The organism is Acidovorax temperans, from assembly GCF_028596105.1.
Taxonomy (GTDB): domain Bacteria; phylum Pseudomonadota; class Gammaproteobacteria; order Burkholderiales; family Burkholderiaceae_C; genus Acidovorax; species Acidovorax temperans.
In genome coordinates, this window is the sequence record NZ_CP117195.1 from 1 (window position 1) to 18,369 (window position 18,369).

The following is an 18,369-nucleotide window of genomic DNA, read 5'->3' on the forward strand; positions in this document are numbered from 1 at the left end:
ATGCAGGGTTGGCACACAACGTTTTTGGGGATGCGTGGGCTCCCCCGCGATATCAGCGACTTCGAGATGAAGGCATTTTTCACCTTCGATGGTGCCGAGCGCGACGCAATCAATGCACGCCGAGGTGATTCCCACAAGCTTGGTCTGGCGCTCCATATTGGTTTCCTGCGCATGAGTGGGCGTTTGCTCGGTGCCTTTCGGGTAATTCCAGTAGCCTTGTGGCGCCACCTTGGCAACGAGCTTGGCATTGCAGCACCAGAAGTCGCCTCGCTGAGAGCCATGTATGAACGCGGGCGCACGCTATTCGATCACCAACAAGTAGCCTGCACGGTCCTTGGATTCCAGTGGATGAGCGAGCACCAGCGCCGCTCACTGGTACGTGAACTGCGCGACGAAGTGGCGCGCTGCGCCGACCGCGATCAGCTACTCGTGCGGGCGCGTCAATGGCTGTACAAGAACAAGCTGGTGATCGTGCACGAGCGGGCAATTCGGACACTGATTGCTGCGGCACTTGCCCAGCTTGAAGTTGAAACAGGCACCGCCATCGCCGCCAGCGTTGATCCAGCAACACTTGATCGCTGGCGAGCCTCAGTTTCAGAGCTGCGCCCAGATGGACAAACCCAGCAGAGTTGGCTATGGGCTGCACCGGCGAAACACTCAACCCGCCAAATCAGCGAGGTACTGGAGCGCATCGACCTGCTTTACACGCTGGACGTTCATAAGCACCTGGCAGACATCCCCGATCTCATCTTGCGCCGCTACGCGCGCCGACTTGTCTCCAGGCCGCCCTCAGCCGGAGCCAAGATCAAAGAGCCAGCGCGCACCGTGGAGGTCGCATGCTTTCTTCGGTATTGCCTGTTCACCACCACAGACCAGTTGATCCTTATGGTGCAGCGCCGGATCGCCGATCTGTGGCGTCAGGCTGCCGCCGATGTCCCCGCTACCGTCAATTGGGCCGCAATGTACAAAACGCTGCTCGGCGAACTTGTTGCCTTGAGCGCGCAAGGTGCGGTGCCAGATGCTGAGTTGCGTGCCCGTCTTGAAGCCTTGATCACCGAAACCCAGAAACGCAAACCACCGAGCAGGGCCTCCCTGGTCCGCGAGGGATTGATTGATGGAATTCGCCCCGTGCGGTCGTTGCTCGTCGCCATTGCAAAGCTGCCCTGGCAGGCCACCGGCGAGCATCCTGCCATCGAGTACCTTGCCAAGCTGCAAGCTTTATATCTCAAAGGATCCAGAAAGCTGCCAGTTGAAGTGGTGGCACCAAGTCTGGGAATGATCTGGCAGGTTTCGATCTCCAGCCCAGACCGGGAACGGGCGTTTCAGGCGTTGGAGGTGGCCACCCTGTTTGCCCTGCGCCGCGCGGTGCGCAATGGCTCGGTCTGGATTGAGCACAGCCTGAGCTTTCGGGGTCGTGCGCGCTTGTTCTTCACGGACGAGCGTTGGCAGGCAGAGTCCAAGAAACACTATGCCCGTCTATCGTTACCCAGCAAGGCTGCCACTTTCTTGAAGCCTTTGCTGGCCAGAGTAACTGCCGGTGTCGATGCGGTGGCCGCTGCAGCCCGCAGTGGCGTACTGCGCGTGGATGATGAACTCCATTTGTCGCCATTGCCCGCAGAGGACGAAGACCCAGAAGTGACCAAGCTGCGCGCGGCTTTGGATCACCGCATCGGTGAGGTTCAATTGCCGGAAGTGATTCTGGCCGTTGACGCCCAGGTGCGCTTTAGCTGGATCATGCTCGGACGTGAGCCGCGCTCTACCGACGAGCTGCTGATGGTCTATGCCGGCATCATGGCCCACGGCACCAGTCTGACTGCGGTCGAATGCGCGCGCATGATTCCGCAATTGTCTGCCACCAGCATTCGCCAGGCCATGCGCTGGGCGCGGGACGAACGGCGTCTGAGCCAGGCCTGCCAGGCTGTGCTGGAATTCATGCAGCGACACCCGATTGCCGCCACCTGGGGGCGGTCCGATTTGGCATCTTCTGACATGATGAGCATGGAGACCACCAAACGGGTGTGGCAAGCCCGGCTTGATCCTCGGCGCAACACACCTTCCATTGGAATCTACTCCCATGTAAAAGACCGGTGGGGCATCTTCCATGCGCAGCCCTTTGTGCTCAATGAGCGCCAGGCGGGCGTGGCCATTGAAGGTGTCATCCGCCAAGAAAAGCTGGAGACCAGCCAGCTTGCTGTGGATACCCATGGCTACACCGACTTTGCCATGTCACATGCCCGTTTGCTTGGTTTTGATCTTTGCCCGCGGTTGAAGGAACTCAAACAGCGCCACCTCTTTGTGCCACGCGGCACCAAAGTGCCCGCAGAAATCGCTGCGGTGTGCGAAGCCAATGTCGACGTCGCTTTGATCGAAAAGCATTGGGATAGTCTGGTGCACCTGGCAGCCTCGGTCATGAGCGGACATGCCAGTGCGGTGGCAGCTCTTGCGCGGTTCGGTTCTGCCGCCCAGGGCGATCCAATCTATGAGGCTGGCGTGCAATTGGGGCGGTTGCTGCGTACGGCGTTTTTGGCTGACTACTTTGTCAAGGACGCTTTCAGGAACGAGTTGCGCCGGGTGCTCAATCGGGGCGAGGCTGTTAACGCCCTCAAGCGCGCCATTTATACCGGCCGGATCAGCCCGGCGCAGGCCAAACGTGTCGATGAAATGCAGGCTGTGGCCGATGCGTTGAGCCTGATGGCCAACATCGTGATGGCGTGGAATACCTCACAGATGCAGGCGGTCCTGGATCGCTGGTCGAACCGCCGCCAGGTCATTCCACCGGAACTGATCGGGAAGATTGCGCCCACCAGGCTGGAGAGCATCAACTTGCGGGGTGTGTTTCGCTTCCCGGTTGACCGCTATGCTGACCAAATCCTGCCTTCGCGGCCAAATGCATCGATAACTGGCACCAATGGATGAAACCGACCACGGTTTGACGCCACGAATCGCAGATTTGAAAGTGAACAGGAAAGTCAATGAAATCAACGATCTACCAACACCACCTCCGCGCCAGTGCTAGCTTTTCGTACCGTCACTTATTGCACTGAAAACGAGGAGACCCCTTGATGCGGCTGGAACGACCAGAGCCTCACGTCAGAGGGGGATGTCAAGGGCAAAGCCCGCCCACATTCCCCCGCGACGTGTGGGGCAAGACCCCACGCGGGATGCCGAAACCGAAGGGGTTTCGGTCGCCGGGACGGCGAAAGCGGCAGGCCGACCGACAGGGAGGGAAGATCGAAGCCCGCAGTGGTCGAGACTCGCGTGCGAGGCTCGATGCGAAGCACGAGAGCCCGGTCGATGCGCAGCAGCGAGCCGCCCGAATTTCACTGCGGCCGAACTGGACGACGCTGGCCAGCCACACCGGCACCGGACGAAAGCAGCTTGACGGCCTTCACGAAGTCGATACCCAGCAGGTGCATCACGAGGTCGATGCCGCCACCTCCACCCTTCCCTGCGCGCACGTCAAACCACTTGAGGCCCGTCACCAGAACTTCCCAAGCGAAGCCCGAGGGCGACGACAAAAACAACCGCACCGTCCGCTTGTCCTTCTCCGGCACGAAGTCGAGATCGCGACGCCAGAACAACTGACCATCGTCGCGCAGCTTGTCGAGCACCTGCGAAAGCGGCATCTCCCGCACCCATGCGAGCGTTTCATCGTCAAAAGACCGTCGAGCCATCCTCTACATCCTCCGAACTCCATTCAACCGACACGGCCGCCACGCCGAAAACTGAGGGGGGGGCCGCGCTTGCGCGCGGCGGAACACCCTCCGGGCTTCGCCCTGCGCGCGGGATGATGGATAAGTCCTGCGGACTTACCCACAACCCACTTGCGGCTACTCGCGTTTGATAAACGCTTGGGCTACTCAAAACCAAAACCGGCTCCATCTCAGCCATCCAGCACAGGCACGACACCCGGCCCAGCAGGAAACAGCTCAAGGGACACCGAAGCTGAAACCGGAACCCCGGCCCCCTGCGGGGCGGCAGTTACCTGATGTGCACCATGCTTAACATCCTCGGCCTTGCCCGAAGTGACCCCCAAAATCGCCACGGCGACGGGTTTGAGCACTTCTTCGAGCACATGCTTGTAGGTGGCCACCGTCTGCCTTGTGAGGCCCGCTACGCGGCCGATAGCGGCTTGCGTGAGGGCTTCGCCCTTCTGTTGCAGCAGGCGGCACGCGGCGCGCACCTTGGACTCGGTAGTCTTGTGGCGCACGTCGTGGGTGCGGGCGGCGGCGAGGCGCTGCCGCTCGATCAGCGGCAAGTCCTTGTCGAGCTGCATCACTCCCCGGTGGCACCGGCCGCAGCCGGTGTAGCGATCCCACGTCCAGCGGGCGACGGACTTCACCGTGGCCTTGAGTGAGGACTGCGCCAGGTTGTCCATGAAGCCCAGCTTCTGGAAGCTGTTGCGGTTGTGCGCGTAGGCTTCGAGCAGCCGCGTGAAGGTGGCAAACGAGCCGCGCTCGCGCTCACGGTTCACGATGGAATAGGCGTAGTGCCGCAGGTGCTCGAAGAGGATGCAGTGCCGGGAATGGCTCACCTCGTCGAACTGAGGCCCCTTGCCCCACGGGCTGGACACAGCCAAGTCCACGTAGTCGGCCAACTCCCCCAGCTCGTAGACGTGGGCGTGCAGCTCGTGCGTCAGCCACCAAGGATGACCGGGCGTCTTGGCCACGGGGCCGCTGTGGAAGTCGGTGTCGGCATCGAGCCGGGCAGCGAAGGCCTCATAGACGGCCTTCATGTAGGCGATGGGCTTGCTGCGGGCGGCCTCGGTCGTACAGACCGGGGGAATCGCGTAGTAGAGGTGGCTGTGGCCGCTTTGGCGGTTGCGGACGATCAGGTTGGGGGCAGGAAGGCCAGCGTCCTCCCAGATCATCGCCTTGGCATGGTCAAGGTCGAAGATCAGCCAGCTCACGAAGCCGGGCCGATTGACCTGCATGTAGGGGTAGCGAATGGCGTATTCGCGCGGCCGGACTCGGGTGGCCGTCTTGTCGTCAGAACAACGCGGCAGATAGGGCGCTTCCGTGAGCACGCGATTGAGCGCGGTGCCCGACTGGAAAAAGCGATCTGCGGTCTGGTTGTCTAGTTTCTGTGCCGTTGTACCTGCCATAACCCCTCATCACACGTCCCATAGGGGCGTGCGCACGCTTGCGCGCAGGGCTTAAGACACGTACAATCGAAGCATAGTCAGTCGCTTAATTGCACTGGTACAGAACTCATCCGCCAAGATGAATCCTGTACGTGTCTGGGCACCCTGCCCGGTTTCTCTGTCAAGGCCCGCTCGCCAAAGCGGGCTTTGTCGTTTCTGACTCTCCAGTTTTGTGCTGTCTGGTCAGCTCTCTCCTTTGCCATGACGGTCACTCGTCAGCATCCACAGACGCCGGGGCTTGCTTGTAGCCCCGCACCATCGTCTTGGGCACCCAGTGCTCCGTGTTCACATCAAACTTCATGATCCCGTAGGACTGCAAAACGCTTGCAGCTCCATCGAGACTCTGGAAGTACCGAAGGCCGCCACGGGCAGCACCCAGCACTCGCTCATTCATTCCGGCCCGCACCACGATCAAGAGGCCCTTGTCACCGGGTTCCACTCGGGCGGCGGAAACCGACCCAGCGGCGATGAGTTCCTTCAAAACCTTCGGCGCGACCACACTAGCAGTTGTCGTCAGCATCGTTTATACCTTATTCCGCGCCCAATCGCAACAATATCATGTTTCGTTGCGCCTGTCGCTGCATGGTGTTGGTGTCGTCACTTGTATGGACTATAGTCCATACTGGAAATCGTTATATATATACATAGATAGGTATATATATACCTATCAGCCCTTGAGGAAGGCTTCCAGCGCCTCGATCACGATGTCCTTCTCCGTGACCCGGCCGCCCTTCTCTTCCGAGCGCTTGAGCGCTTCGCGGCGCAGGCGATCAGCCAGTTCCTCGGGGAAGTTGAAGATTTTTTGCACCCGTGCGCGGCCGTAGCGCTGCGTTTCCTCGGCAGCGGGCGGCGTGGCGGCCGGTGGCGTGGTCACGGCCGCAGGTGCCACCAGCGGCTTTTCGGCCTTGTCCGCCTCCCCGCCTTCAAGGAAGGCGGTCGGGTCTTTGGGCGGCTTGAACTGCGCCGTGTTGGGCTTGCCCTTCATGCTCATGCCATCACCTCCTTGAAGAAGGCTTCCATCTCGGCAATGGCGGCTTGATCGCGGCCCAGCTCCTGAACGCTCGCGCCTTCGCCGATGGCGCGGCGGAAAGCCACCCGCTCGCACACCTTGGTCGGCAGCACGGTCAGTTTCTGCTCGGCCAAGAATTCCAGCATCTCGGCCGCATCCTTGGTGCGCGGATCGACACGGGTCAGCAGCACGCGCACATCCAGCTCGGGGTTGTAGTCGCGGGCCAGCTCGACCACTTCCAGCAAGTCGGTCATGGCGGCAGCGTCCAGATTGCTCGCGCCAATTGGGATCACGGCACGCTGGGCCAGCAGCAGCGCTGAGCGCAGACCAACCGAATCACGGCCACCGGCATCAACGACGACGTGCTCGAAGCCGCTGGCCAACTGCTTGCCTTCGGCCAAGATCGCCTTGCCAGCGAGGCAGGTGGTGGTGGGCGACGGGTCGTATTGCGTCTCACGACGCCAAGCAGCCCAGCTCGCGGCCGAGGCCTGCGGGTCGCCGTCGATCAGGAGGGTCTTGCCCTGCCGGGCCAGCATCACTGCCAAATGCACAGCGGTCGTGGTCTTGCCGACGCCGCCCTTGGTGTTCACACACGCGAAGATCATGGGTGCTCCTATAGATATATATACATACCGACGCAGCAGCAAAGCGGCTGACCATCGACCTGCCGGGTTCCTCCCCGGCGCTGGGACTCGGTAAGTATATATATACCTACCGACCACAAGCGAATGGTAGCAGACTTTCGCGCTTTTGCGTATAGTTCTACACATACGCAACCAACTAGAAGAAGAGAACGCAGCCCATGCAGTTCAAGACCGTCCGCCACCGTGACCAAGATGGCAACTACCACGAGGGCAAAACCGTGCAGTGCCTGCGCCGCGTGCGCGAGGTAACGCCGGATTTCCCGGAGGGCAAGAACGTGCAGCGCGTGGTGGCCAAGTTCGACCGCGCAGCCCGCGAGCTGCCTGCCGAAGTGGCCGCTGTCCTCACTCCGGCCGAACAGGACGAATGGAAAGAGTGGCGCGTCAAGCAGGACGAAGAGCACTTGAAGTCGGTCGCCCAGTACGAACTCGACACGCTCGCCGAACGCTTGGGCGTCATCCGCACCGGCATCCAAAAGGGCTATGCCGCAACCGACACCAAGAACGCTGTCGCGATCCGCAACGGGACTAGAGCCGTGTTGCGCCTGCTGGCTGACCTGATGCCCGAGCCGGTGAAGGGGCGTCCAGTCATCGAGGAAGAGTACGAGCCGCTGATGCTGCCCAACTTCGCCACGCCCGGCACGCCGGAATTCGATTCCTACCAGCGGCTGCTCGAAGAGCACGAGCGCCGCAAAGCTCAAGACCAAGGAGGCTGACATGCGCTTTTGGACATTCGACCCCAACACCTGCCGCTTCGAGCGCGCGAGCAAGCAAGCCGCTTTGCACGCCGCCGACGTGGCCGTGGTCAACGACGACACCGACGTGCAGGTCATCAGCGATCACCAGCCGCCTAAGCGCTGGCCCAGCGGCGAGCCGCTGGTGGTGGCTGGCGTCGAGTTCGAGCGCGAGCTGTTCGAGTAGGTATGTAGGTATATAGGTAGGTATATATATACATGAAGCCCACGAGAGCCATTGTCTTTGACGCCTTCGGCACCCTGATCCGCTACACCACGCGCCCTGCACCCTACGGGCATCTGGTGGACGCGGCCGGGCGGCCGGTGGATCGGATCGCCTGCCTCACGCGCGACGTGCCACTGGCGACCCTCGCCAGCGAGATCGGCGTGGGGGACAAGCTCGACGTGATCCTGCCCGACTTGGCCGAAGAGCTGTCAGGCCTGCGTCTGTTTCCCGAGGTGCCGGACGTGCTCGCCAAGGCGCGGGCAGCAGGGCTGCGCTTGGCGGTGTGCTCGAACCTTGCCTATGAGTACGGCCCGGCCGTGCGCGGCCTCGTGCCCGAGCTGGACGCCTACGTGCTGTCGTATGAGGTCGGGGTGGCCAAGCCACACCCGACGATGTACCGGCTCGCGTGCGCCGAGCTGGGCTGCGCACCGGCTGAGACGGTTTTCGTGGGGGACAGCAAGCGCTGCGACTTCGACGGGCCGCAGGCCTTCGGGATGCAGGCGCGCTGGCTGGATCGCAGGGGAGGGCAGTCGCTGGTCGATGCTCTCAAGGGGTTCGTCTGACATGACGGCCGCTGAGCTGCTGGCCCGCGTGCCTATCCACCGGCCCGGCAGTGGTGCCTATGTTGTGCTGGCCGAGATTGCCCAGCCGTGGCGCGACCAGTTCGCCGCAGCACTGCGCGGTAGTGCTGCGCCGCTGATCGACGGCGCAGGCCCATGCGCATGGGCGCACGACTGGCAGCAATGGGTCGCCGGAACATGGCACCAACGGCCGGGGCCGTTTTCGCCCGTGCTGGTCATCGACCTTGAGGCCACCTGCGACGATGGCGATGGCCTCCCGGCGAGCGATATGGAGATCATCGAGATCGGCGCGGTGTGGGCTACGGTTGAGGGCAGCGTGCTCGACACGTTTCAGGCGCTGGTGCGCCCCGTGGCACGCCCTCAGCTCACTCCCTTTTGTCGGCAGCTCACCAACATCCAGCAGGCCGACGTGGACGGTGCCGAGTTGTTCCCAGCGGTCGCGGCACGGCTGGCCAGCTTCGCCCAACGCCATCAGGCACCGGGCGCAACGTGGGGGAGCTGGGGCCAATTCGATGCCAAGCAGCTTTCCCGCGATTGCGAGCGGCACGGCATCCAGAACCCGCTCGCAGCCTTCGAGCATGTGAACCTCAAGCGCCGCTTTGCCAAGGCCCGGAAGATCAAAGAGGTAGGCATGGCCCGCGCGTTGCAGATGGTGGGCCTGTCGCTCGATGGCGCACACCATAGAGGCCTCGACGACGCGCGCAACATCGCCAAGCTGTTGCCGTGGTCGTTGTAGGTAGGTATGTATATACCTACCTATATACATACCTACGAACAAGGAAGCCGGGGGGGGTGCCGCCTTGCGAAAGCTGACCGCCTGCGATACAATGTATCTCAATCAGTCGCAATAGGAGGCCGTCATGGCTGCTACCACCACTATGGTTCACGTCCGCGTGGACGAGAACGTCAAGGCGCAGGCTGCGGAAACGCTGGCCTCGATGGGCCTGACCGTCTCCGATGCGATCCGCGTGTTCCTGACCCGTGTCGTCGCCGACAAGGAACTGCCGTTCGCACTCAAGGCACCGAACGCCACCAGCCGTGTCGCCATCGCCGAGGCCAACGAGATCATCAAGAGCCGTCGCGCTCGCTTCGCCACCGCTGACGCGCTGCTGAATGACCTCGAAGAAGCCAGCCGCAAGTAAGCGGGCAAACCTGCCCCGAGCGTCGGACTACACCAAGGACTTCCTCAAGGACTGGCAGCGCCTGTCCCACTCCGGCCGGTACGACATGAACCGGCTGAAAGAGGCCATGACGCTGCTGATCGCCAACGACGGGCCGCTGCCGCCTGAATGGCTCGATCACGCCCTCACGGGCGACTGGGCAGGCCATCGTGAGTGCCACGTCGGCGGCGACTTCCTGCTGATCTACACGCTCGACGACTCGGGCAAAAGCGGCTTGGTCGTTTTCGTGCGCAGCGGGACGCACTCCGAGCTGTTCTCGTAGCCCGGAAAGAAAGCCGCCTCGCATGGCGAGGCGGTGAAAGACTGCGGGCTGTCAGGGAGGAAAACGCCGCTACGAGGCAGTCACCCCGGATTATCAGGGCGCAAACTTGGGCGGCTGGCCCGGCGTGCTGTCATTTTCAGAAGACGACAGCACGGAATATCAGAAGTCAGCCGCACGACCTTCTCCGATGCCAATTAGGCAGGCCGCTCACGAGCCCAAAATCGCAGGCCAATGTCGGCGTGCGAGACACTTCATGCTATGCGTTGCATCCCGGATGATCGCAATCTGATAAACCTTGCAAGATGCCACATGCCTCTATTCGTCGAGCGCCCGAGCATTTTTCACGCAGCGAGAGCAAGTGCCGCTTCAATTGCAACAGCGCTTCCACGCGCTCTTCGGTCTGACGAATATGCGCATCCAGTAGTGCATTGACGTCGCCGCAGTCCTGAGCAGGGTTATCTCGTAGGCCCAGCAGTATCCTGATTTCGCTCAGCGTCATGTCAAGCGAACGGCAATGACGAATGAACTGCAAACGCTCGATGTGCACATCGCTGTACAACCGAAAGTTGCCACCACTTCGCGCTGGCTTCGGCAGTAGCCCTTCCTTCTCGTAGTAGCGGATGGTCACGACCTCGCACCCAGAGCGCTTGGCGAGGTCGCCAATTCTGATTTCCATGCCTCAATCTCCATTTTTCACTTGACTCTATAGCGACTATAGAGTTTTTAATGGAGGCTGAATAGACGATTTGAAGGAGTTATCCATGAGCGAATGCGCTTCAAAGGGGTGTGGCTGCACGACTGAGCCGATCATCCAACCCACGGCACCGGCCCCGCTGGCAACCGGATCGGCTCAAGCGGTGTACCGCATCGAGAACATGGATTGCCCGACCGAAGAGGCGCTGATCCGAAGCAAACTGGCCGGTCTGGCGGGTGTGGTTGGTCTTGAGTTCAACCTGATGCAGCGTACCTTGGCCGTGCGGCACGAATTGCCTTCGCTGTCTCCCGTTGAGCAGGCACTGAAGGCCATCGGCATGCAAGCTGTGCGCATGGATCAGGCGTCGGCCGGGCAGACGACCAAGTTGTCCATTGCCAAGATGGATTGCCCGACCGAAGAGGCGTTGATCCGCAACAAGCTCGGCACCGTGGCCGGGGTTGCCGATCTCGATTTCAACCTCATGCAGCGCACGCTGTCGGTACGCCATGCTGACGGGGTTCTGCCGGATGTGCTTGTGGCACTACAAGCACTCGGATTCGAGGCGCAGGTCGTGGACACGGCAGAGGTCGCATCTCCATCCGCCGCCCCTGTGACCACGCCGACCAACTGGTGGCCGCTGGGCATCTCCTTGGTCACTGCATCGGCGGCCGAGGCGGTCTACTGGTTCCACGACGGCAATCATTGGTCGGTTGTCGTTCTGGCGCTTGTCGCGGTCTTCACGGGTGGCCTCTCCACCTACAAGAAGGGGTGGATCGCGCTCAAGAACCGTAACCTCAACATGAACGCCCTGATGTCGATTGCCGTCACGGGTGCCATGTTGATTGGCCACTGGCCCGAAGCGGCGATGGTGATGGTACTGTTCGCGCTGGCCGAGGTGATCGAGGCCAAGTCATTGGATCGCGCCCGTAACGCCATCCGTGGGCTGCTCGACCTGACCCCGGAGCAGGCCACGGTGCAGCAGCCTGACGGCACTTGGCGAGAGGTAAGTGCCAAGCAAATCGCCATTGGCAGCCGAGTCCGGGTCAAACCGGGTGAGCGCATCGCGCTCGATGGCGAGGTGCTAGACGGACGCTCCACGGTCAACCAAGCCCCGATCACGGGCGAAAGCCTCCCGGTCGAGAAGTCCCCCGGCGATCCGGTGTTTGCGGGCACGATCAACGAATCTGGTTCCTTCGAGTACCGCGTCACCGCCTTGGCCAACAACTCCACTTTGGCCCGGATCATTCACGCGGTAGAGGCTGCGCAAGGTAGTCGTGCGCCGACTCAGCGTTTTGTCGATCAGTTCGCCCGCTGGTACACCCCCGTTGTATTCGGCGTTGCCATCGCCGTCGCGTTGTTGCCGCCGCTGTTCATGGGTGCGGCATGGCTCGACTGGATCTACCGTGCATTGGTTCTGCTGGTGGTCGCCTGCCCGTGCGCACTGGTGATCTCTACACCGGTCAGCATCGTCAGCGGCCTGGCCGCCGCCGCCCGCCACGGCATTCTCATCAAAGGTGGCGTCTATCTGGAAGAAGGCCGCAAGCTGCGCTGGCTGGCTCTGGACAAGACCGGCACGATCACGCACGGCAAGCCCGCACAGACCGACTTTGTCACATGGGGCAATGCACTCGCCTCGGACAGCCGCAGCATCGCTGCCAGTCTGGCGGCCCGCTCGGACCATCCTGTATCCAAGGCGGTGGCACAGGCCGCGCAGACGGACGGGGTTGCCTTGCTCGACGTGGCCGAATTCAACGCGCTGCCCGGTCGGGGTGTGCAAGGCCAAATCGACGGGGAGACCTACCATCTGGGCAACCACCGGATGCTCGAAGAGCTGGGGCAGTGCACACCAGAGCTGGAGCAGCGCATCGCTGCGCTGGAAACCGCTGGCAAGACCGTCGTGATGTTGGTAGGCGCAAAAGGGGTACATGCCTTATTCGCCGTAGCGGACACCATCAAGGACAGCAGCAGGACCGCCATCGCCGAGCTGCACGCACTGGGCATCAACACCATGATGCTGACCGGCGACAACCCCCATACGGCACAGGCCATTGCCGCACAAGCCGGAATCGACCGTGCGCAAGGCAACCTACTCCCAGATGACAAATTGCGCGAAGTGGAGCAACTGGCCCGAAGCGGCAAGGTTGGCATGGTCGGTGATGGCATCAACGATGCACCGGCCTTGGCGCGTGCGGATATCGGCTTTGCCATGGGAGCCGCTGGCACCGACACCGCCATCGAAACGGCTGATGTGGCGCTGATGGACGATGACCTGCGCAAAATTCCGACCTTCGTGCGCCTGTCGCGTGCGACGGCGCAGGTGCTGATGCAAAACATTGTGCTGGCCCTTGGCATCAAGGCAGTCTTTCTGGTGCTCACCTTCACGGGTCACGCGACCATGTGGATGGCTGTGTTTGCTGACATGGGGGCCAGCTTGCTCGTCGTTGGCAATGGCTTGAGGCTGTTGCGCCGATGAGCTGGAAATTCTTTCTCTATGACTGGGGTGGTCTGAACATCGCGATGTTTCAAGCCATCAACACGGGTACGCCTGCCGCGCTGGGGCCGCTGGCGTGGTTCTTCAGCCTCGTGGGAAGTTACTGGACAGCGCCGCTGATGCTGCTGGGTCTGTGGTGGTGGTCGAAGTCGGCCACCAACCCGACGCATGGCAGGGCCGTTCGGCATCGCCTTATTGGTTTTAGCGCGGCCTTCTTGCTGGCGTTACTGGCCGCCACCATCTTGAAGCTATGGCTCGACTTTCCACGCCCGCCTGCCGTCCTTGGCGACATGGTGCGCGTCATCGGGGACATCGAGCTTCACTACAGCCTGCCCAGCGGGCATGCCACCTATGCCGCGCTGGTGGTCGGCGCGCTCTGGCCTTTGATAGGCCGTCGTGGCCGCATCGGCTTGGTGTTGTACGCCGCATTGGTCGGTTGGTCACGCATCGCAGCCGGAATGCACTTTCCTGCCGATGTGCTGGCGGGGTGGGTACTTGGATTGAGTTGCACGGCGCTCGCCGGGTGGCTGATGCCGCTGGCCGTCCCTGTGTGGCAATCGGCTCGCCGCACATCGACTTGGGTCTGGTTCGCAGTGGCCGCCAGTGCTGTCATGACCGATCAGCTCGCAAAGTTCGCCATCACCCGCACGTTTGCCTACGGTGAACAGGTCGAAGTCACGCCCTTCTTCAACTTCGTCCATGTCCTGAATCCCGGCGCGGCATTCAGCTTTCTGGCGAACGCTGGCGGCTGGCAACGTTACTTTTTCATCACGCTGGGCCTGGTCGTTTCTGCTTGGCTGGGACGCATGCTGTGCCAGCAGCGGCCACGCCTCGAAGCGGTGGGCTACAGCCTGATCCTTGGTGGTGCGCTCGGCAATGTCGCGGATCGTGTGCTGCGTGGATCGGTTGTCGATTTCCTCGACTTCCATTGGCAGCTTGTGCACTGGCCCGCCTTCAACCTCGCAGATGTGGCGATCACATCGGGTGCTGCTTTGCTCATCATGCAGATGCTGACCCAAGGCAAGGCGGTGGACACCGGCGCAAATGAGAATTATAATCATTCACAATGATATAATCCGAGAGTTTCCATGACTTGCCGAGCAACCTATCGCTGGCTGATGACTTTGCTGTTGGCGACTTGTGCGTTGATTGGCGGGCCAAACTACGCAGCCGAAACCACCGAACTCAAAGCCAAACAGATTTGGCAACTTCTGGACTACGTCGCCGTCGATTACGGCGGCGCGGTCGCCAACGGTGCCGTGCTGAAAGCGTCGGAGTACGCTGAAATGCAGGAATTTGCCGCTACAGCCGAGCGTCAACTGGGAGAACTGCCTGACCAGACCGACAAGGGTAGCTTATTGCAACAAGCGACCGCTTTGCGTGCTGCGGTAGCTGCCAAGGCCGATCCGGTCAGCGTGGCGAAACTGGCGCATGCGCTGTCCAGTGCGGTGCAAAAGACATATCCGTTTCCAGTCGCGCCGACTGCCATGCCGGTCTTGGCGAAGGGCGGACAGTTGTTTCAGGCGCAATGTGCGGCCTGTCACGGTCAGCAAGGGCGCGGTGACGGCCCTCTGGCGGCATCCCTGAACCCCAAGCCGACCGCGCTGGCCGATCACACGCGGGCGCGTGAGCGCAGCTTGTTCGCGCTGCACCAGATTATCAGCAACGGTGTCCAAGGCACCGCCATGCAGGGCTTTGGCGCGTTGTCGGATGAAGATCGTTGGGCACTGGCGTTCTTTGTCGGCACACTGCCCTATGCGCAAAGCGACAAGGACGAAGGGGCCAAGCTCTGGCAAGCCAATGCGCAGGTTCGCCAGACGGTCGCCAGTCTGGATGCGCTGACGCAAACCTCCGAGCATGTCTTGGCGGACAAGCTGGATGTGCCATCCGCCAAAGCCCTGACCGCCTATTTACGCACCAACCCGAACGCGCTGAACGTCAACAGCCCGAAGGGCACCGCGATTGCCAAGGCCAAACTCAGCGAGAGTGTGACGGCATTGCTGGCTGGCGACCGCGCAGGCGCGACCAAGCTGGCCTTGTCTGCTTATCTCGATGGCTTCGAGCCAGTCGAACCCGCGCTGGCCACCCGCAATCGGCCGCTGTTCGAGAAGATCGAAGCCGCGATGGTGTCCTACCGGGCATTGATAGCCAATGGTTCGCCTGCCGATGTGCAGACAGCGGAGCTGCATTTGCGCGGCTTGCTGGATGAAGCGGACAAGGTGCTTGCCCCCTCCGACGACGATGCCGTGGCGGCCTTCATCGGCGCGTTAACCATCTTGCTCCGTGAAGGATTGGAAGCCCTGCTGGTAGTCGTTGCCATGCTTGCGTTTCTCAAGAAAGCCGAACGGAAAGACGTATTGATCTACGTGCATGCAGGCTGGGCATCCGCGCTGGCCGCAGGCGGCATTACATGGGCAGTGGCAACTTACTTGGTCGGCGTCAGTGGGGCAAGCCGGGAGCTAACGGAAGGCTTTTCGTCACTCTTTGCCGCCGTGGTCTTGCTGGGTGTGGGCATGTGGATGCACCAGAAGAGCGTTGCCGGTCGCTGGCAGGTCTACCTCAAGGAAAAGCTGTCTTCGGCGCTCAACAAGCGCACGGCATGGTTCTTGTTCTCGCTGGCCTTCGTCGCCGTCTACCGCGAGGTGTTCGAGACCGTGCTGTTCTTTGCCGCGCTCTGGACAGAAGGAAATGGCTGGCCCCTGCTGGCGGGCTTGGGCACCGGCATGGGAATCCTGGCCCTGCTGGCAGTCGTACTGCTGCGCACCAGTGCGCGCCTGCCGATTGGCCAGTTCTTCGCTGCCAGCTCACTGCTGGTGGCCATACTTGCCGTGGTCTTGGCAGGCAAGGGCATCGCAGGTCTGCAAGAAGCAGGGTTATTGCAGACCAGCCCAATATCGATCCCACGCATTGATCTGCTGGGCATCTATCCGTCGTGGCAAACACTCTCAGCGCAATTCGCTGTGTTATTCATCGTTGTGGTGGCCTTTACAATCAATTTGCGGTCATCGCGTCAAATGGCAGTACAAAAAAGCTGATTTGACGGCGTGAATTGATGCCGCGACGAGCGCCATCATCCTCGAATCCGTGCTGACCATGTAAAGGCCAGTTTTTCTTTTACACCTTGGACAGCAGTCGTATTCCATCCGCGCGCAATTCCCCTTTGGGAGAAATATGCCGGTACAAGGTCTGTCGCGTGATGCCGAACTCTTGGCACAGGTCGCCGACCTTGGTTTCCGTCTGCCCCATTGCCGCCATCGCCAGCCGTAGCTTGGCGGCGGTCATCTTGAAAGGCCGACCGCCTTTCCTACCGCGCGCCCGCGCCGAGGCCAAGCCCGCTACTGTGCGCTCTGCGATCAGCTCGCGCTCGAATTCGGCCAGTGCGGCGAAGATGCCGAAAACCAGTTTGCCAGCAGCGGTCGTCGTGTCGATGGCGGCTCCGTGGCCGGTCAGAACCTTGAGGCCAACGCCGCGCCCGGTCAGATCGTGCACGGTATTGATCAGATGGCGCAGGTCGCGCCCGAGCCGGTCGAGCTTCCATACGACCAAGGTATCCCCTGAACGCAACGCCTTCAAACAGCTCGCCAAGCCGGGACGATCTTCGCGCTTGCCGGAAGCCTGGTCTTCGTAGAGCTGGGCCGGATCGACGCCGGCAGCGATCAGTGCATCACGCTGCAAGTCGGTGGCCTGTGAGCCGTCTGCTTTCGATACCCGCATGTAGCCAATCAGCATCTTGCACCTGTCACATATACGTTCGATTATGTGACAGTGTGGACCGGAAAGCTCTCGCCGTCAAAATTTGTCACCTAACCCGTTATTTAGTCTACGGCATGTAAAGGGGCCATCTGGCTCATAATGTGACAGAAATTCAGGGGGAATGCCCTCCTTGGTAAAGGTGACGCGCAAACGCTCCAGGGATTCAGGGTCACGCTGTCCAAAGGATGCCATCGCGAATAACGAGCGGGCTATCTCGGAATCGTGCCGCGCCTCGACAATGGCATCGTTGATTGCTTTGACGGCTTGTTGCCAATGGTTGACGGGTTCCTTCTTCCGTTCAACCGCTCGCAGGCCGTTGGTGAACTCAGTTTGTGGCTCTGACAGGAACAGCGTTGCCAGTTCTCCGCGTGGACTCAACACCTTCGATTCGATCAGGTCGATGGCGGTTGCCGCTGCCTCCAATATCTGCAACTGCACCGATGAGTCCAGAATCTCGTAGGGATGCCACAGACTTTGCCCGGCGCGCAGCGGATGGCCGCAGCGCTCCCAGACATAGCGGATACTGCCAGCGCAAGTCCCGCAATGCGAGAGCGGGGTATTCAGCTCATCCAGCAGTGTACGCAGCAGCCGGAACCACAAACCGGCATGGACGGGCCGGCGCGGCAACTCGACGTATCCTGCTGTCAGTGCTTGCCATGTGCGCCGGTCCATCGCCGCAATCGCGTCACTGGCCATGCGCGGGGCAGCGTCGGCCTTCTCCCAGCCAAGTACACGCCCTGGCATGCCCCAATAGGATTCCAGCCAGCAGCCATGCAGCGGACAGCTCAGCATCAGGGGTAGCTTCCACGCGAGCAGTACCGCCTGGTTCGCTGAATCACTCAGGCAGAGTGGGCAGGCCCGACGGATTGGCTGACTGGGCAGCCACGCGCGCCAGCTCGTGACCGATCTCGTCTTGCGGTTGCGTTTTGGCAGCATTACCGAGAACTGGAACGCATAGGTTTCCAGGGCGGACGGAACCCGGTCGTCGAGGCTATCCAGCAGCCATGGCACCCAGCCAGCAAAACTCATGCAGCGCAGTTGGTCCAGCTCGATGCCGCTTCGCCGGGAGAGTGCCGTCAGCAGCGCCACCGGCGGTGCGGTGTCCAGGTCATCGATCTGGTCATGCCCAAGGTCGTGTTCCAACAGGTCAAACATATCCATCTGGTAGCAGACGGCGACACGATTGAGCCACGAGGACAAGGCTTCGCCTTCCTTGGGAGCCGGATGCAGCGGCCAGCGTGGAGCTGGCTTCACATCAGTTCCCGCTCGAACTGCCGACGCCGCTCGCTGGGACCGGTGTAATCGGCCATGCTGAGCGTGCGGTGGTTGATTGCTTCCTCGCCGCTCTCCACGGCGGCGATGGCCGCCGCCATCAGCAAGTGCGCCAGTTCCCCTATGGTGCCCTCGCTGCGTGTGAGCAGGTAGCGAGCCATGTCCAGCGTGGCAATTGGGGAAGGCCGGCGCAGCGGGAGCGAAGCGGCGAAGCTGGCCAGCAGTGAGCAGCAATCGTCGTTGGCCTCCCATACCGGCAGCATCATCGGCTCGAAGCGATTTTCCAACTGGTCATCGGAGCGGATGGCTAGGTAGGCGTCGCGCGTGCCTACCCCAACTCTAAGGACTTCCCCGTCAAGCACCGTTTTCCAATGACCGGCCG

Annotated in this window: 18 protein-coding genes and 1 pseudogene; 10 read left to right on the top strand and 9 right to left on the bottom strand. The window is 61.4% G+C overall.

The window, feature by feature from the left end:
- On the top strand, positions 1 to 2,916 hold the full coding sequence (locus tag PQV96_RS22135; protein WP_003049965.1) for a Tn3-like element IS1071 family transposase: 2,916 nt from the start codon (positions 1 to 3) through the stop codon (positions 2,914 to 2,916).
- Positions 2,917 to 3,320: 404 nt separating this feature from the next.
- Here PQV96_RS22135 and PQV96_RS22140 read toward each other — a convergent pair whose 3' ends face one another.
- The 5 genes from PQV96_RS22140 to PQV96_RS22160 all read right to left on the bottom strand — a co-directional run bounded on the left by PQV96_RS22140 (position 3,321) and on the right by PQV96_RS22160 (position 6,757).
- Complete coding sequence (locus PQV96_RS22140; RefSeq protein ID WP_125958918.1) at positions 3,321 to 3,674, bottom strand: hypothetical protein; 354 nt, start codon at positions 3,672 to 3,674, stop codon at positions 3,321 to 3,323.
- 209 nt (positions 3,675 to 3,883) lie between these two features.
- A complete protein-coding gene (locus PQV96_RS22145; protein WP_142085874.1) occupies positions 3,884 to 5,104 on the bottom strand; it encodes a replication initiation protein in 1,221 nt (406 codons plus the stop codon).
- Between the two features lie 247 nt (positions 5,105 to 5,351).
- The gene (parC, locus tag PQV96_RS22150) at positions 5,352 to 5,663 is read right to left on the bottom strand and encodes a ParC family partition-associated protein (RefSeq protein WP_013124618.1); all 312 of its coding nucleotides are present in this window, start codon (positions 5,661 to 5,663) and stop codon (positions 5,352 to 5,354) included.
- A gap of 147 nt (positions 5,664 to 5,810) precedes the next feature.
- The gene (locus PQV96_RS22155; protein WP_105224163.1) at positions 5,811 to 6,134 is read right to left on the bottom strand and encodes a hypothetical protein; all 324 of its coding nucleotides are present in this window, start codon (positions 6,132 to 6,134) and stop codon (positions 5,811 to 5,813) included.
- The gene (locus PQV96_RS22160) at positions 6,131 to 6,757 is read right to left on the bottom strand and encodes a ParA family protein (RefSeq protein ID WP_013124616.1); all 627 of its coding nucleotides are present in this window, start codon (positions 6,755 to 6,757) and stop codon (positions 6,131 to 6,133) included. The genes PQV96_RS22155 and PQV96_RS22160 overlap by 4 nt, the downstream gene beginning before the upstream one ends.
- A gap of 197 nt (positions 6,758 to 6,954) precedes the next feature.
- Here PQV96_RS22160 and PQV96_RS22165 point away from each other — a divergent pair, with 197 nt between their 5' ends.
- The 6 genes from PQV96_RS22165 to PQV96_RS22190 all read left to right on the top strand — a co-directional run bounded on the left by PQV96_RS22165 (position 6,955) and on the right by PQV96_RS22190 (position 9,777).
- On the top strand, positions 6,955 to 7,509 hold the full coding sequence (locus PQV96_RS22165; protein WP_018413496.1) for a hypothetical protein: 555 nt from the start codon (positions 6,955 to 6,957) through the stop codon (positions 7,507 to 7,509).
- Between the two features lies 1 nt (position 7,510).
- Positions 7,511 to 7,714 carry a hypothetical protein gene (locus PQV96_RS22170; RefSeq protein ID WP_013124614.1) on the top strand — a complete coding sequence of 68 codons (204 nt, stop codon included), beginning with the start codon at positions 7,511 to 7,513 and terminating at the stop codon, positions 7,712 to 7,714.
- A gap of 32 nt (positions 7,715 to 7,746) precedes the next feature.
- Positions 7,747 to 8,316 (top strand): HAD family hydrolase, encoded by a 570-nt coding sequence (locus PQV96_RS22175; RefSeq protein ID WP_142085876.1) that lies wholly within the window; start codon positions 7,747 to 7,749, stop codon positions 8,314 to 8,316.
- A 226-nt stretch (positions 8,317 to 8,542) separates the two neighbouring features.
- The gene (locus tag PQV96_RS22180) at positions 8,543 to 9,070 is read left to right on the top strand and encodes a 3'-5' exonuclease (protein ID WP_142085896.1); all 528 of its coding nucleotides are present in this window, start codon (positions 8,543 to 8,545) and stop codon (positions 9,068 to 9,070) included.
- Positions 9,071 to 9,194: 124 nt separating this feature from the next.
- The gene (locus PQV96_RS22185; RefSeq protein WP_013124611.1) at positions 9,195 to 9,476 is read left to right on the top strand and encodes a type II toxin-antitoxin system RelB/DinJ family antitoxin; all 282 of its coding nucleotides are present in this window, start codon (positions 9,195 to 9,197) and stop codon (positions 9,474 to 9,476) included.
- Positions 9,448 to 9,777 (top strand): type II toxin-antitoxin system YafQ family toxin, encoded by a 330-nt coding sequence (locus PQV96_RS22190; protein ID WP_013124610.1) that lies wholly within the window; start codon positions 9,448 to 9,450, stop codon positions 9,775 to 9,777. Before PQV96_RS22185 ends, PQV96_RS22190 begins: the two co-directional genes overlap by 29 nt.
- 256 nt (positions 9,778 to 10,033) lie before the next feature.
- Here the strand turns inward: PQV96_RS22190 and cadR are convergent, their stop codons facing one another.
- A complete protein-coding gene (gene cadR / locus PQV96_RS22195) occupies positions 10,034 to 10,453 on the bottom strand; it encodes a Cd(II)/Pb(II)-responsive transcriptional regulator (RefSeq protein WP_115465919.1) in 420 nt (139 codons plus the stop codon).
- 85 nt (positions 10,454 to 10,538) lie between these two features.
- Here cadR and PQV96_RS22200 point away from each other — a divergent pair, with 85 nt between their 5' ends.
- The 3 genes from PQV96_RS22200 to PQV96_RS22210 are packed head-to-tail and all read left to right on the top strand — an operon-like array spanning position 10,539 to position 15,997.
- Complete coding sequence (locus PQV96_RS22200) at positions 10,539 to 12,944, top strand: heavy metal translocating P-type ATPase (RefSeq protein ID WP_066697645.1); 2,406 nt, start codon at positions 10,539 to 10,541, stop codon at positions 12,942 to 12,944.
- A complete protein-coding gene (gene lspA / locus PQV96_RS22205) occupies positions 12,941 to 14,032 on the top strand; it encodes a signal peptidase II (RefSeq protein WP_142085880.1) in 1,092 nt (363 codons plus the stop codon). Before PQV96_RS22200 ends, lspA begins: the two co-directional genes overlap by 4 nt.
- Positions 14,033 to 14,080: 48 nt before the next feature.
- Positions 14,081 to 15,997 (top strand): cytochrome c/FTR1 family iron permease, encoded by a 1,917-nt coding sequence (locus PQV96_RS22210; RefSeq protein ID WP_207374958.1) that lies wholly within the window; start codon positions 14,081 to 14,083, stop codon positions 15,995 to 15,997.
- Between the two features lie 79 nt (positions 15,998 to 16,076).
- Here the strand turns inward: PQV96_RS22210 and PQV96_RS22215 are convergent, their stop codons facing one another.
- From PQV96_RS22215 to PQV96_RS22225, 3 genes and pseudogenes are all read right to left on the bottom strand, one after another.
- Positions 16,077 to 16,691, bottom strand: coding sequence for a recombinase family protein (locus PQV96_RS22215; protein WP_142085883.1), 615 nt, complete (start codon positions 16,689 to 16,691; stop codon positions 16,077 to 16,079).
- A 60-nt stretch (positions 16,692 to 16,751) separates the two neighbouring features.
- Positions 16,752 to 17,969 carry a TniQ family protein gene (locus tag PQV96_RS22220; RefSeq protein WP_142085885.1) on the bottom strand — a complete coding sequence of 406 codons (1,218 nt, stop codon included), beginning with the start codon at positions 17,967 to 17,969 and terminating at the stop codon, positions 16,752 to 16,754.
- Positions 17,966 to 18,325: pseudogene (locus tag PQV96_RS22225) on the bottom strand (TniB family NTP-binding protein); the annotation flags it as partial. The gene PQV96_RS22220 and the pseudogene PQV96_RS22225, both read right to left, overlap by 4 nt.
- Positions 18,326 to 18,369: the final 44 nt, after the last annotated feature.